16 protein-coding genes are annotated in these 17,251 nt (G+C 51.5%); all 16 read left to right on the top strand.

The window, feature by feature from the left end:
- The first annotated feature begins 792 nt into the window (after nt 1–792).
- Nucleotides 793–1,803: an ABC transporter substrate-binding protein gene (locus tag NR121_RS13795; RefSeq protein WP_062409162.1), complete on the top strand. Its 1,011-nt coding sequence runs from the start codon at nt 793–795 to the stop codon at nt 1,801–1,803.
- Nucleotides 1,796–2,704, top strand: a complete 909-nt coding sequence (locus NR121_RS13790; protein WP_054818772.1) for an aliphatic sulfonate ABC transporter substrate-binding protein — start codon at nt 1,796–1,798, stop codon at nt 2,702–2,704. The genes NR121_RS13795 and NR121_RS13790 overlap by 8 nt, the downstream gene beginning before the upstream one ends.
- Nucleotides 2,701–3,846, top strand: a complete 1,146-nt coding sequence (locus NR121_RS13785; protein ID WP_054818773.1) for an LLM class flavin-dependent oxidoreductase — start codon at nt 2,701–2,703, stop codon at nt 3,844–3,846. Before NR121_RS13790 ends, NR121_RS13785 begins: the two co-directional genes overlap by 4 nt.
- Before the next feature lie 33 nt (nt 3,847–3,879).
- Nucleotides 3,880–4,872, top strand: a complete 993-nt coding sequence (locus NR121_RS13780) for an ABC transporter substrate-binding protein (RefSeq protein ID WP_054818774.1) — start codon at nt 3,880–3,882, stop codon at nt 4,870–4,872.
- Between the two features lie 331 nt (nt 4,873–5,203).
- Nucleotides 5,204–6,016, top strand: coding sequence for an alpha/beta hydrolase family protein (locus NR121_RS13775; RefSeq protein WP_054818775.1), 813 nt, complete (start codon nt 5,204–5,206; stop codon nt 6,014–6,016).
- A gap of 123 nt (nt 6,017–6,139) precedes the next feature.
- Entirely contained in the window at nt 6,140–7,750 is a 1,611-nt protein-coding gene (locus NR121_RS13770) for an FAD-dependent oxidoreductase (RefSeq protein ID WP_054818776.1), read from the top strand.
- 5 nt (nt 7,751–7,755) lie between these two features.
- Complete coding sequence (locus NR121_RS13765) at nt 7,756–8,034, top strand: 4Fe-4S binding protein (RefSeq protein WP_256831337.1); 279 nt, start codon at nt 7,756–7,758, stop codon at nt 8,032–8,034.
- Nucleotides 8,035–8,129: 95 nt separating this feature from the next.
- Nucleotides 8,130–8,984 (top strand): ABC transporter ATP-binding protein, encoded by an 855-nt coding sequence (locus tag NR121_RS13760; RefSeq protein ID WP_082660803.1) that lies wholly within the window; start codon nt 8,130–8,132, stop codon nt 8,982–8,984.
- Nucleotides 8,974–9,828 (top strand): ABC transporter permease, encoded by an 855-nt coding sequence (locus NR121_RS13755; protein ID WP_054818778.1) that lies wholly within the window; start codon nt 8,974–8,976, stop codon nt 9,826–9,828. Before NR121_RS13760 ends, NR121_RS13755 begins: the two co-directional genes overlap by 11 nt.
- A gap of 21 nt (nt 9,829–9,849) precedes the next feature.
- Nucleotides 9,850–10,908: an ABC transporter substrate-binding protein gene (locus NR121_RS13750; RefSeq protein ID WP_054818779.1), complete on the top strand. Its 1,059-nt coding sequence runs from the start codon at nt 9,850–9,852 to the stop codon at nt 10,906–10,908.
- A 265-nt stretch (nt 10,909–11,173) separates the two neighbouring features.
- Nucleotides 11,174–11,965: an IclR family transcriptional regulator gene (locus tag NR121_RS13745; protein WP_074727480.1), complete on the top strand. Its 792-nt coding sequence runs from the start codon at nt 11,174–11,176 to the stop codon at nt 11,963–11,965.
- 190 nt (nt 11,966–12,155) lie between these two features.
- Complete coding sequence (locus NR121_RS13740; protein ID WP_062409152.1) at nt 12,156–14,558, top strand: xanthine dehydrogenase family protein molybdopterin-binding subunit; 2,403 nt, start codon at nt 12,156–12,158, stop codon at nt 14,556–14,558.
- Nucleotides 14,545–15,351, top strand: a complete 807-nt coding sequence (locus NR121_RS13735) for an N-acyl homoserine lactonase family protein (RefSeq protein WP_062409151.1) — start codon at nt 14,545–14,547, stop codon at nt 15,349–15,351. The genes NR121_RS13740 and NR121_RS13735 overlap by 14 nt, the downstream gene beginning before the upstream one ends.
- A 67-nt stretch (nt 15,352–15,418) precedes the next feature.
- Nucleotides 15,419–16,357, top strand: coding sequence for an FAD binding domain-containing protein (locus NR121_RS13730; protein WP_062409150.1), 939 nt, complete (start codon nt 15,419–15,421; stop codon nt 16,355–16,357).
- On the top strand, nt 16,358–16,858 hold the full coding sequence (locus NR121_RS13725; RefSeq protein ID WP_062409149.1) for a (2Fe-2S)-binding protein: 501 nt from the start codon (nt 16,358–16,360) through the stop codon (nt 16,856–16,858).
- A gap of 90 nt (nt 16,859–16,948) precedes the next feature.
- Complete coding sequence (locus NR121_RS13720) at nt 16,949–17,167, top strand: tautomerase family protein (protein ID WP_062409148.1); 219 nt, start codon at nt 16,949–16,951, stop codon at nt 17,165–17,167.
- Nucleotides 17,168–17,251 lie beyond the last annotated feature (84 nt).

Below are 17,251 nucleotides of genomic sequence, written 5' to 3'. Positions count from 1 at the left end.
GGTTTAGAGACTTGCGTTGGGTGTAGATGGAACTAATCTTGTTCAGCAAGCCCTAAATTATCCTTCCAGCGGTGTTGGTTCACTAACGACACGCTGAGTGTCAATACAATACTGAAAAAGCCCATGATCATCATCAATTTAGTTTTGAAACCACGATGCACTGAATTACCTCCTATAGGATGTTCATGGCTGTCAAAAGAATAATTGGATAATTGAAGGCCTCCTTTGCTGAAAAGAGACCAGGAATGTTTTTACTGATTCATATATCGGTAAGTGCGCTGCATTTGTTTACAATTTTGTGGTGCGCTTATTCAGAAGGAATCGAACAAACCGTGTCCGGTAATGGGGTAGTGGATGCTTGATACTGGGAGGTTGTCTAATTTATTGACAGAAGTTCCAAGCAATAATTATAATCATAATACCAACTATATAAATAAGAAATATAGGATTGCTAACCATTCGTATGGAGGCCTCGATGCCAGCAAACATTTGCTGACATCGAGGTTTAATTTTTTTAGCCGGAATGAAAATCGAAAAGGATGCGGCAACCACTGCCTCGGAACGGCAAATATAAGATGGGGTTTATAAGGAGGCTAAAAGCCCGATGGTATATATCCATTGGTATTCTTTCGGTATTTCTCGGACTGGGGACGATTTGAATCATGCGGAAAGCGACCAAAAGAAAGGAGGTGTCCGACAAAAAAGAGGTAGGGCATGTGCTCGTTCGGATCCGATCGGTTGATGTGCAATGACTGGGATCTGTATACAAGTAGAATTCAAGGAGGATACGTCATGTCCAGTAAAAAAACGACAGTCGAACGTATATCGATTACACGCTGTCCGGTTCCGACGGCAAGCAGCGTTGCGTTTGACCGCGGATTTCTGCAAAAGGAGCTTGCGAAAGCGGGGATTCTTGCCAGTGTGCTGCAGGATGAAAAGGATGCTGCCATGCACGGGGCACACTTTGACCACTCGCTTCCGTTCCTCGTCCGCGAAGGGGGCAACATTCCGGCTCTGTGGGCGCGCTCGACGGGACGTGACACACGGCTGGTGGCTCTTGTCTGGGTCGATGAGTACCAGACGATTCTTGCGCTCCCTGACGCCAATATTTCCGGACCTGCCGATTTGCGAGGACGCCGTATCGGTATCCCCCGTCACCGTTATTTAGAGATCGACTTCCGGGCAGCGCAGGCACTTCGGGGGTTCCACAGCGCACTGTGGCTAGCCGGACTCACGCTTGACGATGTCGAACCTGTCGATCTTGAGGCTCCCTCCGCCGGCCGCCGTGATTCCTGGGACACCGAGATCGACGCGCTTCGTCGCCGCGAGGTCGATGCCATCTTTGTAAAAGGCGCAACCGGTCTCCAGGCAGCCCGCACGTTGGATGTACGCGAGGTCGCAGATCTCGGGTTTCACCCGGACCCGCTTGTGCGGGTGAATAACGGTGTGCCACGAGCTGTGACGGTCGATGCGGAACTGATCGAGCACTCTGGTGTCGTTGAGCGCGTTCTTACAGCTCTGCTTCGCGCTGCCGACTGGGCCGCCGATCATCGCGGTGATCTAACCCGGGTCATTGCCGCCGAGACGGGCGCTTCTCCTGAATTTGTCGAGACGGCTTATCGGAACGGATCTCTTCGGCCCGCACTGCATGAGAACTTGCTCGCTGCTCTTGACGCCCAACGTAAATTTCTATTCGAACACGGTTTCCTTGCTGGTGATTTCAACGTCCGGGAGTGGGTCCACGCCGGACCGTTGGCCGCCGCAGAAAAAAATTACTATGAAGGAGTGTCCAATCATGACTAACATTGCTGGCGCCGACGTTAAGATCGGCGTGCATCCGAATAACCATTCACTGTTCGTGCTGCGCCGCACAGGCATTTTAGAGGGCATTCTCCAGGAGCATGGCGCAGCGGTCGCCTGGGTTGATTATGAAGACGGGGCGGGAACCCCTCAAAAACTGGCGGCGGGAGAGATCGATTTCGGCGGCACGGGTGCTACTCCGCCGTTAACCGGGCAAGCTTCCGGCATTGACCTGGTTTATGTCGCCATCTCGGAACCGCGCCCCGCAAGCGGAGCGCTTGTTGTTCGTACCGACTCGCCTGTGAACTCGATTGCGGACCTGAAAGGCCGGCGTGTTGCCCTTGCCGAAGGCTCGTGGCAGACCAGTTTTCTCATCACCGCGCTCGATCAACATGGTTTAGCCTACAAAGACATCGAGCGGATCGATCTGAGTCGCGGAGGGGATGATGCGCTGGTGGCCGGGGAGGTCGAGGCATGGATTGGAAACGATCCGCAGCTTGCAGCACTTCAGCGTGACGGTGCGGTTCGCACGCTTCTCCCTGTCGCCCCCTTTATTTCTCACCGATCCGTATGGTTCGCCAGTCGTGACTTTGCAACGAACAGGCCGGAGATCCTCGACGCGGTCGTCAGTGCATTGCAGCGTTCGGATGCATGGGTTCGGGAGCATCATCGTGAGGCTGCCGAGATTTTTGCCCGCGACCTGCCCGATTGGCCTTCTATCGATGCTTGGGAGGACGCGCTCCGGCGGCGGCCATGGGGTCTTCACCCTGTCAGTCAGGATTTTGTCTCCGAGCAGCAGCGTGTAGCTGATCTCTTTGCCCGTCAAGGCCTCCTCTCCCGGCCGATTACGGTTGCAGATGCGGTTTTAGCACCCACGGCTGCGCTTAGGAGGGCGACGGCATGACGGCACACAAGGATGGGGTGGAAGTATTATGGTACCTCACCGCACCTGACGGACGTAATCCGTGGACGCCGAACGGTGCGCGGAAAATTGACCTGCCATATCTGCGGCAAATCGCTTCCGCCATAGATCATTTGGGCTACACCGGCGCTTTGCTCGCAACGGGGCCGCACGACACCTGGGTGCTCGGTTCATCGCTTATTACGAGCACGGAGCGGATGCGATTTTTGATCGCCGTTTCCCCGCCGCTTATTTCTCCGGTGCTTGCGGCAAAAATGACACAGACGTTCGATGAGCTCTCGCAGGGGCGAGTATTATTGAACATCATTAACGGCAACTCAACACAGATGCGTGCATACGGTTCAACGCTTGAGCATGACGAGCGCTACGCGTACACCGATGAATGGATTACCGTGTGGCGCAAGGCAGTTGCAGGCGAGAGGCTGGACTTTCATGGCAAGTATATTACCGCGGAGGGACAGGCATTGCAGCTTAAACCGGTGCAGATGCCGACGCCGCCCCTTTGGTTCGGCGGTTCGTCGCAGGCGGCGCATGAAACCGCGGCAAAGCACATAGACACCTATTTAAGCTGGGGTGAGCCCCCTACCCAAGTCGCAGAGAAGATTAGAGATCTTTCAGCGCTTGCCGCTAAGCATGGCCGCACTCTCCGCTACGGGATTCGACTCTATCTTATCGTTCGGGACACCGATGAGGAGGCTTGGGAGGAAGCAAACCGGCTTTTGGGCACCATGGACGAAGCCACGGTGAGGCACACGCAGGCTCTGCTTCGCGGCACGGATTCCGTGGGCCAGCAGCGCATGCTCAAATTCCATAACGGCCGCATTCCGGACGATGCACGAGAGCTCGAAATCTATCCGGACTTGTGGGCTGGTCTCAGTCTTGTAAGACCCGGACCAGGCACGGCCATCGTCGGCAGTCCCCAGACCGTCCTTGCGCGAATCCAGGAGTACCGGGATGCCGGCATCTCGACATTCATCTTTTCAGGTATCCCGCTGCTTGAGGAAGCTTACCGCGTTGCGGAACTCATCCTGCCTCACCTTCCGGTAACCTATGATACCGGGTTGGCCAGGAACGTGGAAGCCCAGCGCGATACCGTTTTTACTTGGAACCAAAGCATTCCGTAAACAGCTATTTTATCTCTCTAAGGAAGTGACCCGATGCGGAAAGTTAGTGCGATTTTGCTCTCATTAGCCATGGCCGCAGGTTTAGCGGCCTGCGGCAACCAAGCGGAACCCGCGCAAAAAAGTGATGTTACCGTCCGTGTTGGCATCCTGCGCGGTGCGGATCCGATGAACCTGGCGCAAAAGGAAGGCCCTCTTGAGAAACGGATAGAAGCCGCTGGTGCTAAACTCGAAAGGTCGGGAAGCTTCCCCGCGTTTGCGCCCGCAATCGAAGCTTTGACCGCTGGATCAATCGACATCACCGTTGGATCCATTACAGCGGGAATCAGTTCTCTCGTAGGCGGTACCTCAGATTTTAAGATCTTCGCTCTGCAGGAAAGTGACACCAATAATACCGGTATCGTTGCGAGGCCGGAATCGGGTATCCGCGGTCCGTCCGATCTCAAGGGCAAGAAGGTAGCCGTGAATCGCGGCGGAACAGGTGAATACTTGCTTTTTAAGGCCATAGACAAAGCAGGGCTCCAACCCGACGACGTTGAGTTTGTGTATCTTCCTCCAACCGAAGCCGGCCCGGCGTTCGGAGCCGGAAAGGTGGATGCGTGGGCCACATGGGGAGCATTCACGTCGCTTGCGAAGGAGCAGCACGGTGCCCAGCTCGTGATCCCGGCGTCAGTGATCGATACGCAAAATGATGTGATTTACGTTGTGCGAACCGCATTTCTGAATGAACATCCGCATTTGGTGCGGGAGTTCTTCGAGGGTCTGCGCGAGGAAGTAAATTTATCCGCCAAAAACCTTGATCAAACGACAAAACTCATCCAGAATATTCAAAACGTTTCCGAGCAAGTCGCCCGCCAACAAGCGAAAGAAGGCGTTATCCCGGTCGATCCGGTCGATGACACGATCCGCGACCGGTGGCAGGGTATTGCGGACTACGTTTTCGGCAAGGGGATCATCCCGAAGGCCGTCGACGTGAAGTCGCACACGGTGGACGCACAATCGATTGAAGCGGACAACCTAGCATCTTAGCATGCCATGGGCTAATCGATATGAGTTTGTCTCAGGGGTTTCGGGCAGGCCATTTCGCTTATGTTGGGGAATCCGGTATAACGGTGACCGCGTACTTCTATGTCTACTATTCAGTCCAATTGCATAGGGTTGACAGCATAAATATCCCATGATAAAGTGAGAAAACAAAGTAATTCGCTTTAATTAATCAGGTTTACAACCGACTATACTATTAGAGGTTTGTTTAATTCAACGAACGTTGAAGTTAAACAAGCCTCTTTTTGTTTAGTCGGGCAAATGACTCCATAGAAGGATGCAAGCGACAAACGATTCTGAGTGAGGAGATGATTTTATGGGAAAAGAAATTGCAGTCGAAAGCTTCAGTATCCAACAAGCCAATGGCCTGCCCTTGAAGGGTGAGGTACGCACGCAGATCGATGGCTCCGGGAAGCCGGTCTTGATTGTCAGCCACGGGTTTCGGGGACATCGGAATTGGGGGTTTTGGCCGGATGTTGCGAGTCGTTTTGCGGAACTGGGTTATTACACGGTGAATTTTGATTTTACCCGGATTGCAGCCCGTCATCTTCAAGTTGAGGAGGAGAAACTGGCCGAGGCCAGCACTATCACTCAAGAACTTCATGATTTAAATGCGGTTCTGTCGAATGTGCTTGAAGCAAAGCTGCCATTGGCAGGCGAAGCGGATCGCAGCCGTGTGAGCTTGTTGGGACACAGCCGCTCGGGAGGAAGCAGCATTATACTCGCCTCCGAGCAACCGGATGTTCGCGCAGTCATTGTTTGGAACGGCGGTTCCGGACCTGTTCGGTCCAATGGTGCAAACGGCTCTTCCCAAACCTTGATTGAGAAAGCTGTGAATGAGGATGTATCGTTGAATACTGAACGTTTCGACATTGTGAAGCATTTTAAAGAATTGCGTATTCCGGCTCTTGTGGTACAGGGCGATGCGGACAATGAGAGATTGCTCCAGCGAAATAAAGAACTGAAAGCTGCGGCCCCCCATCAGAAATTTATCGATATCGCCGGCGGAGATCATACCTTTGGAGTCGCGGATCCTTACCAAGGGTCTACATCACAACTGGACCAAACGGTTGAAGAAACCCATCGTTTTTTGCAGCTGGCTGTTACCGTTAAAGCCCCAACTTCATGATGGTTGAAAGGGGAGAACCGGAATCGCTTGCATAACCCCGGGAGTTAATGACCTGTTGAAAAAGATCTGTCGACAAAACGCTCGGACCTGCGAAATACTTTCAAATCACAGGAGGTATGAAAGATGGGTAACAGAGAAGAACTGAAGCTGGATACGGATGTACTGGTCATCGGCGGCGGTCCCGCCGGAACGTGGGCGGCGCTGACAGCCGCGGAAAGAGGAGCGGATGTGGTGCTGGTCGATAAGGGGTATTGCGGCACAAGCGGCGCAACGGCTCCTTCGGGAACAAGCGTATTATATGTCAATCCCGAACCCAAGCTTCGCGAGCAGGCGAGAACGGCGAGAGAAGCATTAGGAGGATATTTATCCGATGATGAGTGGTCGCATCGCATCATGCATCGTACATATGAGAATGTGAATCGTTTAGCGGACCTAGGGTATCCGTTCCCCGCCGTATATGAAGGATATGCTTATCGAAGCCAATTGCAGGGCCCTGAATACATGCGGCTGATGCGAAAGCTGGTCAAACGTGCCGGCGTTCGTATCCTCGATCATAGTCCCGCATTGGAATTGATCGTAGACGAGCATGGCGTCGGAGGCGCCAGAGGCACACAGACCCAGAAAGATCGGGATTGGACCATTCGCGCGGGAGCCGTTGTGATTGCCGCCGGCGGCTGCGCCTTCTTGAGCAAGGCTCTCGGGTGCAACGTGCTGACCGGCGACAGTTACTTATTGGCCGCCGAGAGCGGAGCCGATTTATCCGGGATGGAATTCTCCAATCACTATTCATTATCTCCCGCGTTCAGCAGCGTTACGAAAGGCCGGTTTTTCAATTATGCGACATTCTACTATGAAGACGGCACAGTGATTGAAGGCGCAGGCTCCCAAAAAGGACGCTCCCTGATCGCGAAAACCCTGCTCAATCAACCGGTTTATGCGCGTTTGGATCAGGTGGAGGAATACATGAAGGAATGGATGCCGAAAGCGCAGCCCAATTTCTTCCTCCCGTTCCGCCGCAAGGGCATCGATCCGTTCCGCGATTTGTTTCCGGTCACATTGCGCCTGGAAGGGACGGTGCGGGGCACGGGAGGCATCCATCTGACGGACGAATCCTGTGGAACGAAAGTGCCGGGACTTTATGCTGCCGGAGACGCCGCTACGCGTGAGTTGCTGTGCGGAGGATTTACGGGAGGAGGCAGCTATAACGCCGCCTGGGCCATTTCTTCCGGGTATTGGGCCGGGGAAGGTGCGGCGTTGTATGCGAAGCGGCTTGGCCCCAACAAAACCAAACGGAATCTGACCGGCGCATCCGGCGCAGCTTTGAAAGGATATTCCGCTTCAACCGATGTTGCAAACAGCCGTGAAATTGTCAAGGCCGTCCAAGACGAAATTTTGCCGTATGACAAAAACCTGTTCCGGACCGAAGAGACGCTTACCGAATCTTTGCGTCGGCTCGACCACATTTGGTCGGAAATCAAGCGCGGAATCGGAGGAGTCCAAAACAATCTCGATCGGGTTCGGGCAAGAGAAGCGGAAGCGATGGCCGCAACGGGCAGATGGATGTATACGACAGCGTTGGATCGCAAAGAAACACGCGGTATGCATAAACGTCTGGATTACCCCGAATTGGATGAAACGACTCCTCTTCACCGTTTGATTACTTCGGGAACCGATCAGATCGAAGTGTCCCGGGAATACCTGAAAACCGGGAAGAAGGAGGCTGCTGCGGTTTGATTGAGGTGTTAAACGAAGAAACTTGTATTTCCTGCAATATATGCGTATCGGTATGTCCAACGAATGTATTCGATCGCAACACAGACGGCGTTCCCGCAATAGCGCGTGTAGACGACTGTCAGACATGTTTTATGTGTGAAGCGTATTGCCCTGTTGACGCCTTGTACGTTGCGCCCGATGCCGAGCAGCTGACGGGAATCCGGGTAACGGACTTGCCGGAAGACATTATTGGCGAATACCGCAAGCAAGTGTTTAAACATGACAAGATTCACGCTTCAAAATAACAGAATATAGCTAACTGGATCACTGGAGGCTGGATCAAACACAAGATTGAGCCTCTTTCTTTTTTTACATTTGTAAAGAAGGAGGGAAACGTACCATGTCATTAGCCGTCGGGCAAGCGGTTGCAGAGGGGATTTCTTCCAATCAGGAACAACCACAGCCAAAGCTGTCCGTTGAAAATCTAATGATTTCCTATGAAAACCATAAATCCGGTGAAACCACGGAAGCGGTTCATAACGTATCCCTGGACATCAAGCCCGGAGAGTTCGTGACGATCGTCGGCTTAAGCGGCTGCGGGAAATCGTCGTTTCTTAATGCCGTTGCGGGATTGCTCAAGGCGTCTGGCGGAACGATCCGGATAGACGGCAAACCGGTTCAACGTCCCGGCCCCGATCGTGCGGTTGTCTTCCAGAAAGCGTCTCTGCTGCCCTGGCGTACGACGCTTAAAAATATTACGTACGGACTCGAAATCATGGGCATACCGAAACGGGAAGCCGTAGAAAGAGCCAGAAAGTACATCAAAATGGCCAAGCTCGAGGACTATGAAAACTTTTATCCTTCTGCACTTTCAGGAGGCATGCAGCAAAGAGTGAATCTGGCAAGAGCGCTGGCATGCGAGCCGCAGGTGCTGCTGATGGATGAGCCCTTCTCGGCGCTTGACGCCATCACCCGCGAAGGTCTGCAAAATGAATTGCTGTTATTATGGGAGCTGACGAAAAAAACCGTACTCATGGTCACGCACCAAATCGACGAAGCCGTACTGTTGTCAGATCGGGTCATCGTATTTTCGCCCCGGCCGGCTGTAATCGTAAAGGAGATTCGCATTGATCTGCCAAGACCGCGAACGCCGGAAGTCAAACAAAATCCGTATTTTGATCAATTGACCCAGCGGGTATGGAGCGCCATCAATAAGTCGGCGGGAAAAAGGGTGAACCAGGACTATGAAATCTGAAGGAGACATTTTGACGAAATCCGCGATTTCTCTAACGGAACGAAAGCATCGGATCCATAAATACAAAATGGTGCTCAGAAAACTAAAGCAGACGGGAATCAGTCTTTCGTTAGGCGGCGGGGTGATCCTGCTCCTGCTGATAATATGGGAGATTTTTAGCATTTCGGGATGGGTCAAGCCTCAATTTTCGAGCTCGCCGACCCGGGTTTTGAACAAAGGCCTGGAGATGGCAGCGAGCGGCGAATTATGGAAACATACGATTGCCAGCGGTCAGATCTTTATTATCGGTTATGGATTGGCTGTCCTTGTCGGCGTACCGATCGGGATTTTGCTGGGTTGGTATAAACGGCTAAACCAGGCGTTCGGTCCGGTGGTTGCTGCCATGTACACGACGCCAAGAATCGCACTGATGCCCTTGTTTATCATCTGGTTCGGATTGGGATCAAGTTCCAAGATCGTTCTGGTCTTCCTTAGCGCCATATTTCCGATCATTGTCAACATGGTTATGGGGATGAGAAGCATTGACGGGGATTTGACTAAAGTGGCGAAATCGTATAGTGCGTCACAGCGACAAATTTTCTGGACGATTGCGCTGCCGATGTCCGTGCCTTTCCTGATGACGGCTTTGCAGCTTGCGACAGGCAGGGCTTTGATTGGCGTAATCGGCGCCGAAATATTCGGATCGAAAGCAGGTCTCGGTTATATGATTATGTATGCCGGCGCTACGTTCCAAACCGACATCGTATTTTTGGGTGTGTTCATCATTGCGGCTTTCGGGATTGCGATGGATCGCTTTTGGTTTTATTTGAGTCAACGGTTTGACGCTTGGCGCGGCAATGACTAAGCAAAGGGGGCGTACAAAAAAATGAAGGCGAGAAAATGGTTCGCTTGGATTGGCTCGGTATTTGTCTTGATCATGGCGTTATCCGCATGCGGCAGCAGTCCATCGAACGTAAACGGGGGGACAGCGAAAGAGTCCGGCAATCCTTCCAGTGGAGCGGAGCAAAACGCTGCGGAAACAAAGAAGCTTACCAAAATCGTATATGTGCAGTTAAAACCGGATTTAACAGATATTCATACTGATTTTGCCAAGGAGAACGGAATATACGAAAAGCATGGTATCGACCTGGATGTGATCCACTTTGACGCGGGAGGACCGGAAGCCTTGGCCGGAGTCGCCGGCGGGGATATCGATATGGGAAACTTCGGAACCCCGATCTTGACCGGCATTTCCCGCGGTGTCCCGATTAAGGTGGTGGCATCTCCCGCGATCAGGGAAAATCCGTTTGTGTTGGTCGGCGGAAAGAAGGTGGAAAAGGTTGAAGATGTGAAAGGCAAAGTGTTGGGAACAGGGGCGCTGGGCGGCGGAAACCACCAAGCTGCAAAAAATATTTTAAAAGAGTACGGAGTCCCGGAAACGGAAACCGATTTACGGCCTGCAGGCGGAGTCGACGCATATCTTTTGTTGGAGCAAGGTGTCGTTGACGCGGTTGTGGCGACGGAGCCGGCCGTCTCCAGAATTGAAAAGGACGGCATCGGAAAAACCATCGTGAAGGCCGCCGACATCGAGGTTTACAAAAACTATCAGCACAGCTTTGTGTTTGCCAGCGACGAATTAATCAAAACCAATCCCGATGCGGTTCGAGCGGTATTGGCGGGTCACAAAGAAGCGATTGAATATGCGAAGGAGCACGTTGAAGAGTTGATTGCGTACGCGTCTGAAAAGCTGGGCTATGAAGAAGATTTGGTTCGCGATTATTATCAAAAGATAATCCCCACCTGGATCGTGGACGGCAATGTCAATGTAGAAGGGACGCTAAATGCTTTCGAAATTTTAAAAGATCTGAATGAGCTGGACAAAAACTTCGATACCGTTCAGGAAAATTGGCTGAATCTGAGTTTTTTACCGGGCAGCGGCAAGTAACGCAATAGGCGATCTCGCTCATGTTGGAATATCATCGTAATGGACAAGAACACAGACTTGACCTGTGCATTTGAGTTGCATATTGTATGCATTCATGCCAGGCAAGTCTTTTTTTGTCTAAGTAATTTGTGGCATATATTCATATTCCGCTTGCGTATAATAGGCTGTGAATGGAATAACGTTCCATTTACACCCAAGTGAAAAATCGGCATTCATACCCGGCAGCTGGCAGCAATCCTCATGAAGAAAGGAGTGAATCGTCATTTTGGAAGGGACTGAGCATCAACAGGTCAACTCTACCGTGGAGCGCGCCTTAATCCTCTTGGAATTGGTATCCGAGAAGGGCGAAGGAGTAGCTCTTGCGGAATTAGTGAAGGAGGTCGATTTACCCAAGACTACGATCTATAGGCTTTTGGAAACTTTAAAAAGCCGGAATTACGTTCAATTCGATCCGAGTACGGACAAATATTCGATTGGTTTGAAGACGCTGGAGATCGGAGTATTCGGACTGCATAAAATGCAAATCGTAGAAGTCGCCTCCCGTCATTTGCGTGAATTGTCGGAGATTACCGGGGAAACTTCTTTTTTTGCGGCCTATCATAGCGGTGAAACCGTCTACCTTTATAAAATTGAGGGTTCAAGATCAATTAGTATAAGGGCTGAGTTAGGCATGAGGAGACCTGTTCACTGCACCGCCGTAGGAAAAGCCATACTGTCCACTTATTCAAGAGAAGAAGTGGACCGGATTATTCAAGAAAAAGGGATGGCCCGATATACGCCAAATACCATTGTGGATCTTGAACAGCTGCATGAGGAGCTAAGAAACATACGCAAAGCCGGCTATGCAATGGACCGTGAAGAAATCGAAGCGGGCCTAACCTGTTATGCGGTTCCCATCTACAATTACACCGGACGATCGGTAGGAACGATTAGTCTGGGCGGTCCTTCTTTCCGCATGGTGGAAAATAAGAACGAATTAACCCGCGAACTAATGGAAGCCGGATTGCGCATTTCCCGGAGACTGGGGTTTGTTCCAAGGATCGGTTCCATACTCTAAATGCAGCGTAACGTAACTTCATCCGTTAGACTGCATGATGGATTCCCCGGAAATCATCCTGAAAGACTAACGGAACTGTCTTTTATTACAGAATGCAACCGTTTACATCGGACTGCATCTTGTTTCATATTTGCCGGCGGGTCATCAGGATCAGGAATTTCAATGCAAGTTCTGAGGAGGCGATGTTGTCATGACAGAAACGAAAACCGGATTGGGAGTCAGTTATAAGCGGAAAGAGGACCCGAGATTGTTAACCGGTTATGGCCGTTTCACGGATGACATTGAATTGAAAGGGATGCTTCACCTGGCGATCTTGAGAAGCCCTCATGCTCATGCTTATATTCGAAACATCGATACAAGCCAAGCGCAAAAATTACCGGGTGTGGTTGCCGTTCTGACGGGTGAGGAGTCGCTGAAATATACAGGGAGATTGGCAACGACGATTGATATATTCAATAAAGTTCCGGAGGTATATCCGATTGCGCACCGGAAGGTCCGCTTTGTCGGTGAGGCCGTTGCTGTAGTTGCGGCGGTTGACCGGTATATTGCGGAAGATGCGGTTGATTTGATCCAAGTGGACTACGAGCCTCTTCCCGCGGTTGTGACGATCGAAGACGCCTTGAAACCTGCTGCCCTTCTTTATGAGGAGTGGGGCGATAATATCCAACAAGATTGGAAAAGTACCATCGGCGACATTGAGGAAGCCTTTAAGAACTCGGCATACGTATTTGAAGAGACCATCACCCACAGTCGCTATACCGGGACCCCGATTGAATCACGCGTTTGTATAGCGGATTATAACCCGGGTTCCCGGAAATTAACCGTCACCTGTTCGACGCAAGCTCCGCATCAGGTACGTACACTGATCGCCCAAACGTTAAAGATGCCTGAACACCATATTCGAGTCATTGCACCTGATGTGGGGGCGGGATATGGGACCAAATTACAGGCCGATGCCGAAATCATCGTTTGTATTATGGCGCGCAAGTTGGGCAAGCCGGTGAAATGGACCGAAGACCGGGTGGAAAATATGTTGTCCGGCATGCAATCGCGCGACTATTCCTGCACAATAAAGATCGGTCTTGACCAGGATTATCGGATCACGGGTCTTCAAGCCAAATTGCTTGCAAACATAGGTATGGACGGAACTTGCCACGGCCCGGGTACACCGGCCCTGCTGGTAGCCGGATCGTATTTTCCCGGAGCCTATAAAATTCCTGTTTATGATGTTGAAGTGCTTGGGGTTGTCTCCAACAAAGGGCCTTATGGCGCCCATCGCGGCTACGGTAAGGATATCGCGAGCTACCCTGTGGAACGCATGATGGATATGGTGGCCCAGTGTCTAAAGATTTCTCCAATAGAATTACGCAACCGCAATTTTATTACGAAGGATGAATACCCGTACCGGAATATTGCCGGCCCGATATATGACAGCGGTGATTTTGATCAATTAATGCGTCTTGCTCTGGAGAAGGCCGGTTACGATCGTTTGAAAGAGCGGCAAAAAGAATTGCGCAAGCAGGGCAAATATATAGGAATCGGTATTTCAGCCATGCTTGAGCCTTCAGGGGCTGCGGTATTTAACGGGATCTTTAACGGTTTCCAGGCGGCTACGGTCCGCATGACCCCGGAGGGAGGTTTTCAAATCCTGACGAGTCATCAAAATATAGGGCAGGGCGTTGAAACTACATTGCCACAAATCGTATCCGACATTATGAAAGTAGACATTGATAATATTACGTTCTTGTACGGAGACACCGATGTAACTCCTTATGGATTGGGACCTTTCTCATCCCGCGGAGCAACGTTCACCGTATCGGCTGTACATGAAGCGGCTAAATTGCTGCGGGATAAATTAATCAAAATTGCCGGACATCTTCTCCGGATAGATCCGAGCGAGCTTGAAGTGGATAACGGTTTCATAAGAAAAAGAGGAAGCAGCGCTCAAGAGGAATCCATCCGTCTCAAGGACCTTGGAAATAAAATTCATCTTTGGCCTGGGCCATACGGCACGATTCCCGAGGGATTGGATGTGAATTTGGAATGCACCTACACATGGACCAGTCCGTCGGTCACATGGGAACCGGACGAGAACGGCCGGGTCAATCTGTATACGACCCATCCGACAGGAGTGTTCATTGCCGTAGTAGAGGTGGATGTTCAGACGGGGCAAATTAAAATCGAAAAATTTGTAGTTTCCCATGACTGCGGAACCATTATTAATCCCATGATCATCAACGGACAAATTGCCGGCGGTATTGCTCACGGAATCGGCGGCGCCCTAATGGAGGATTTGGCGTATGATTCAAGCGGTTCATTAGTCAATCTTGATTTCCAAACCTATTTGTGTCCAACCGCGATGGAAGTACCGGTTATCGAATCCCATCATATTCAATGTCCTTCTCCTTTTACTCCGCTAGGTACCAAGGGAATGGGGGAAGGCGGGGCCATCCCGTCGCCTGCCGCCGTCGCCAATGCGGTGGAGGATGCCTTGGAGCCATTCGGTGTAAGGGTGAAAAACCTGCCGCTTTCGCCGGAGAAGGTATTGCAATGGATTAAACGAGGTGAGAGAAACGCTTATGCCAAATCCTGACTGGAAAATCTACCCTTTGCTTCTCGGAGAAGCCGATGTGCCGCAAGTTCTGGACGCGTTCTGGTCGCTGTCCCGTGAAAAGTCGCTTGTAAGCGTCCCAATTACGGCATGGCTGCTGGTACCTCAGCACGGAGGCGAACCCATTCTCGTCGATACCGGTTTTCGTGACGCGGAACGTTGTGTGCAGCTGCAAGGTCTGGGTCCGCATCGATCCAAGCCTGAATGGACGCTGAAGGCGCAGCTGTCCAAGTACGGCTACAGTTTGGAGGATATCCCAACGGTCATTTTCACGCACCTCCACTACGATCACGCGGGGGGATGCGGGCTGCTGCCTCGCGCCAAAATCATTATTCAGCGGACGGAATTGCAGGCGGCGGCAGTTCCCATGGTTTCCCGCGAGCTCGATTTCGGCGGCGGCGCTCTTTTCTATGATCGTAAAGACATTGCGGAATTAATTGATCCGTTATGGTCCAGAGTACACTTGATTGATGGGGATGAAGAAATTGCTCCAGGCGTCAGATGCGTTTTATTCTCGAATACGCACACCCCGGGAAGTCAAGCCGTCTACGTCCGGACTTCTGCGGGTAACGCCGTGATTTTGGGTGATATCGCCCGAAAAGTGGAGCTAAATGTCAACAAGGGGATCCCGCCGGGCCTGTTTTACGATTTGGAGGCCGCGTACCGCGCGATGAAGAAGATCAAGAGGGATGCCGATTTTGTTCTTCCTTCCCATGACTATGAGGAGCTTAGGAAGTATTCGGAGGGACTCCCTTTTGGAGAAAAGCAAGCATGAGGAAGAATCGGCAAAGCCAGCTAGCCAATTTCTGGATTATTTATCCGGGAAGGACAGGTGAATCAGGATGAAACCCGCTCCATTTGAATATGTGGTTGCCCACAGTGTAAGTGAAGCCATTCATGCCTTACAAAAATACGGAGCAGATTCCCGCATTATTGCCGGAGGTCAAAGCCTTCTTCAAGAAATGAATATGCGTCAAACCAGACCCTCCTATATTGTAGATATCAATGGCATTACCGATTTGGACTATGTTCGGCTAACCTCGGACAGTTTGGCCATTGGAGCGTTGACCCGCCATCGTACGATTGAACGTTCGGACCTGGTAGAGTCTCATTGCCCTATTTTACGGAAAGCGGCTGAGCATATAGCGCATTTTCAGATTCGCAATCGCGGGACGATCGGCGGAAGTCTGGTTCAAAATGCGCCGGGGGCTGAATTTGGAGTCGTTGCCCGTTTGCTTGACGCCGAGATGGTCATTGCAGGACCGCAAGGCGAGCGAACCGTCCCGGCAGCAGGCTTTTTTCAAAGCCATTTCACCACCGTACTCAATCCGAATGAAATGTTGACCGAAATCCGGTTTCCGCTGCTTTCAAAAACGACCGGCTATGCCTTCCTGGAAGTGACCCGGCGTCACGGCCATGTCCCTATCGTGTCTGCAGCTGCCACGCTTGACCTGGATGATAAGGGCACCATTATCGATGTGCGGGTAGCTCTGGGGAATGTGAGCGGCGAAGGCGTGCCTTACCGTGTCCGGGCGGTAGAGAAATGGCGCGGCTTAACGTTCGGTCATGAATGGGTTGAGCAGCTCCAAAAAGACATTCAAGCGGAAGTCAATCCGGATGAGGAAGCGGATAAACAGGCGGCATTTGTCAAGCAATTTTCCGATATCAAGGGCCGGAGAGTATCGGAGATTGCCAGTGCTGAATACAGGAAGGAAGCGGCGGCCGTTTTAAGCGGCAGAGCATTAAAGATGGCTTACGAACAATGGAAGGGAGTAAAGTAAATGGCTGAGGCGGTGGGCACACAAAAAATATCCGTGACGGTTAATGGAGTAAAGTACGAGCGGGAAGTAAATGTCCGCACGCTGCTGACCGATTTTATTCGCCGGGAATTGGGGCTGACAGGCACCCATGTAGGATGTGAACAAGGGGTTTGCGGCGCTTGCACGATATTGCTGGATGGCGACGCCGTCCGGTCCTGCCTGACTTTGGCCGTACAGGCAAACGGCCGGTCGGTGACTACGATCGAAGGGTTGGGCTCGCCTGAACAGCTTCATCCCATTCAAGAGGCCTTCCGGGAGAAGCACGGATTGCAGTGCGGGTTCTGTACACCCGGATTTATAATCACTGTCTCCGCCTATCTTGCCGAGAATCCTGACCCGTCGGAACACGAGATCCGTGAAGCGTTATCCGGCAATATATGCCGCTGCACCGGGTACCAAAACATCATCGAATCCGTCATCGAGGCAGCGCAAAAAATGAAAGCAATCGAACCGGCGACTTAAATTGATACCGGAAAGCTTGGGGCCTCCTGGGAAAGGTGCAAGTGGAAGCAGGCGGCGTAGTTGTACATTAGGGATCGGAGGAGATTTCACATGCCCTATATTGAACTGAAATTGGTGGAAGGCCGGGATTTGGAAACGAAAAGAAAGCTGGTTGCCGGAATCACGAAGGCTTGCTGCGAGGCCTTATCCGTCACGCCGGGTGATGTGCGGGTCGAATTGATCGAGCTTAAAGCAGACTTGTTCAGCATAGCTGGGGAATTGGTTTACGATACGAGGAGAAAAAACGATAGCGGAGGTAACGATCGATGAAGCTTGGCAGCAGCTATAACGGCATCGCTAAAGTTAAAGCCTCTACGCTGTAACGGAATATAGATTAAAGGAGCTGTCCTTCCA

The organism is Paenibacillus sp. Pae15, assembly GCF_024519685.1.
Taxonomy (GTDB): domain Bacteria; phylum Bacillota; class Bacilli; order Paenibacillales; family NBRC-103111; genus Paenibacillus_G; species Paenibacillus_G naphthalenovorans.
The sequence above is the reverse complement of the archived record's forward strand: the minus strand, read 5'-3'. Positions and strand labels throughout refer to the sequence as shown.